Source organism: Ruminococcus sp. CAG:379 (genome assembly GCF_000434255.1).
In the GTDB taxonomy this organism is placed as follows: domain Bacteria; phylum Bacillota; class Clostridia; order Oscillospirales; family Ruminococcaceae; genus Ruminococcus_F; species Ruminococcus_F champanellensis.
In genome coordinates this window covers 34789-37625 of the sequence record NZ_FR894858.1, presented here as the reverse complement: position 1 = coordinate 37625, position 2837 = coordinate 34789, and the positions used below count along the sequence as shown (strand labels likewise).

The window sequence follows — 2837 nt, the reverse complement described above, 5'->3', positions numbered from 1 at the left end:
CACCTACAACGGCGGCACTGTGATTGCTGCGGGCAGCAGTAGTATGTTTGAATATCCTTCCAACAAGGCGTTCCTGTCCACAACATCTGTTTCGGCTGGTTCTACCATCACCTTTACCAATGCAAGTGGTACGGTGATCGCAACCTTTGTGCTGCCGAATGCATCCCAGGAAATGGTGCTTTGCTCCACAGAGAGCAACGTAAGCTGCTACACCGGTGGTACCCTCAGCGGCGTTACCTACTTTGGCAGCCAGGACGGCACCAACCGCTGTGGTTACGGGGGAACCATCTCCGGCGGTACCTCTGTCAGCGAATCCGGCGGCGGAAATCGTCCCTGGGGCTGATCCACCAATCTTTATTGAACCAAACGCATGCAGTCTGCAGAGCCATTCTGTGGGCTGCACCTGCTTCAGGGCAGTACTGTAAGATTGTGCAGCCTTGTCTATGCAAAAACACCCGGCAGTTTCATGAGAAGCTGCCGGGTGTTGCTTATAATGTGCCTTCTGTGGAGATGTTCTTTGCGGAACGGAGAATGTATGCGCCGTTCAGTTCCTGGAGCACAAACTCCATTTCCTTTGCTGTTTCCGCCGCACTGTCATGCTTCTGCCAGGAGGGAACTTCTTCCTTGTATGCCACTGTCAGAGTGTAGCGATCCTCCTCCTTGCTGATCTGTTCCACCAACGGGATGTAGGAAAAATAGGAGGGGGCAGTGGGAATGTTGTAGGATTTGTTGTCAGAGTTGTAATAGAAGCGCATATCCCCTGTGCCGATGGTATGGTGCGAAAAGCTCAGCCCCTCTCCGAACAGCTTTGCTGCATGGGCTTCTATGTCAATGGCAGGTACGGTTACAATGTCCATGGTGTGTTCGTATTTATCCATGTCTCCGTGGATCATGAAGTCCCAGATAGCGGCGGACAGAATCTGATCCGGATCCAGGTCACTGACAGAGTCGAAGTCTGCGATGTCCATGACCACTACCGGCTCCAGAAAGTCAGCAAAATCCTGCTTCTGCGTTTCATTGTTGGCAAAGCCTGCGAACCTTTGCCGCATGCTTCTGCTGATCTGGATGCATCCCAGCACAGCGGCAAAGAGAAAGAACACACCAATGAAAAAATACAGGATCTGTCGGCGGCGGCGCCTGCGTGCTTCCGATGGGGAGGTACCCTCCGCCACCGGCAGCTTAGTTAGCAGCTCGATTTCCTCAATGTTCTCATCCAGGGCGCTTTGCAGGGTTTTCAGCAATGCAGGCTGCGCTTTTTTTGGTTTGCTTTTGGGCTTGCTGGCAGGCGCATCCTTCACCAGGGGCTTGGACTGCTGGATGGGAATATCCAGCAGTGGCGGATCCACCGGTTCCTGAATGATCTTTACCGGTTTGGGATCTGGCTTTGGTTCCGGTTTTTTTCGTGGCTTTTCTTTTTTTGCCGGGGCAGCGGTCTCCCGGATGGGCTGCGGTTCCGGTTTCTGTGTCGGAGCTGTGGGTTCTTCCCGGCGTGGGGGCTGATGATAGCCCAGCTCTGCCAGCAGACTATCAATATCACTCTGAGAGCTGTGCCCGGTGCGGGGAAAACGCTGTTCTGTTTCTGTTGGCATGATACGTCTGCTTCTCCTTTATGGGGGATCCGGTCAGCGGATCTGTCCCTCTCCGTTAATCAGGTACTTGACCGTGGTCAGCTCATGAAGCCCCATGGGCCCACGGGCATGCAGCTTTTGGGTGGAAATGCCGATTTCTGCGCCCATGCCGAATTCGCCGCCGTCGGTGAAACGGGTGGAGGCGTTCACATAAACGGCTGCTGCGTCCACCTGGGTCTGGAACTTCCGTGCATGCTCCAGGGAACGGGTCACAATGGCTTCGGAATGCTTGGTGCCATATCTGGAAATGTGGGCGATGGCTTCGTCAATGGAGTCCACCACCTTCACGGAAATGTCATAGGACAGGTATTCCTTGGCATAGTCCTCCTCTGTGGCAGGCTGTACATCCGGTCCCAGAATGGAGCGGGTGGTCTGACAGCCATGCATGACCACCTTGTGCTGATCCAGTCTTGCTTTGATCAGAGGCAAAGCCTCTTGGGCAATGTCCTTATGCACCAGCAGGCTCTCCACCGCATTGCATACGGAGGGACGCTGGGTCTTGCCGTTGTCCACAATGTTGACTGCCATTTCCAGATCTGCGCTGTCGTCCACATATACATGGCAGTTACCGGTGCCGGTCTGGATCACCGGAACGGATGCGTGCTCCACCACTGCCCGGATCAGTCCGGCACCGCCCCGGGGAATCAGCACATCCAGATACTGATTCATGCGCATCATCTTTTCTGCTGTTTCATGGGAGGTGTCGTCCACGAACTGCACCACGTCCGCCGGCAGACCGGCGCTTTCCACTGCTTCCCGCATGACTGTCACCAGGTGGGCGTTGGAGCAGAGAGCTTCCTTGCCACCCCGGAGGATTACCGCATTGCCTGCTTTCAGGCACAAGGTGGCAGCGTCCACCGTTACATTGGGTCGGGACTCGAAAATAATGCCGATGACGCCCAGGGGTACCCGGGTCTTGAGGATCTGCAGACCGTTGGGGCGGATGGTGCCATGCTCCACAGAGCCTACGATATCGTCCATGTCAATGAGGGTGCGCACGCTGGCTGCAATGGCAACGATACGCTGGGGATTCAGCAACAGCCGGTCGATCATGGACTGGGACATGCCATTGGTAACTGCCTGTTCAATGTCCTCCTGATTTTTTTTGACGATCTCGCCCGTTCTGGCGATCAGTGCGTCCGCAATGGCAGCAAGGGCAGCGTTCTTCACTGCCGGCGCAGCTGCGGCTATGGCAGGTGCAGCCGCCTG

Annotated in this window: 2 protein-coding genes and 1 pseudogene (1 of these 3 running past the window's edge); 1 reads left to right on the top strand and 2 read right to left on the bottom strand. The window is 55.4% G+C overall.

Annotation, left to right across the window (positions count from 1 at the left end):
• Positions 1-343: pseudogene (locus QVO51_RS03660) on the top strand (hypothetical protein); the annotation flags it as partial.
• A gap of 145 nt (positions 344-488) precedes the next feature.
• Here QVO51_RS03660 and QVO51_RS03655 read toward each other — a convergent pair.
• Together QVO51_RS03655 and QVO51_RS03650 are read right to left on the bottom strand one after the other, a co-directional pair.
• Positions 489-1589, bottom strand: a complete 1101-nt coding sequence (locus QVO51_RS03655) for a hypothetical protein (RefSeq protein WP_022357282.1) — start codon at positions 1587-1589, stop codon at positions 489-491.
• Positions 1590-1622: 33 nt separating this feature from the next.
• Positions 1623-2837, bottom strand: the 3' portion of a protein-coding gene (locus tag QVO51_RS03650; protein ID WP_022357281.1) for a glutamate-5-semialdehyde dehydrogenase. The gene runs 63 nt beyond the window's last position; only the last 1215 of its 1278 coding nucleotides appear in the window; its start codon lies off the right edge, out of view; its stop codon occupies positions 1623-1625.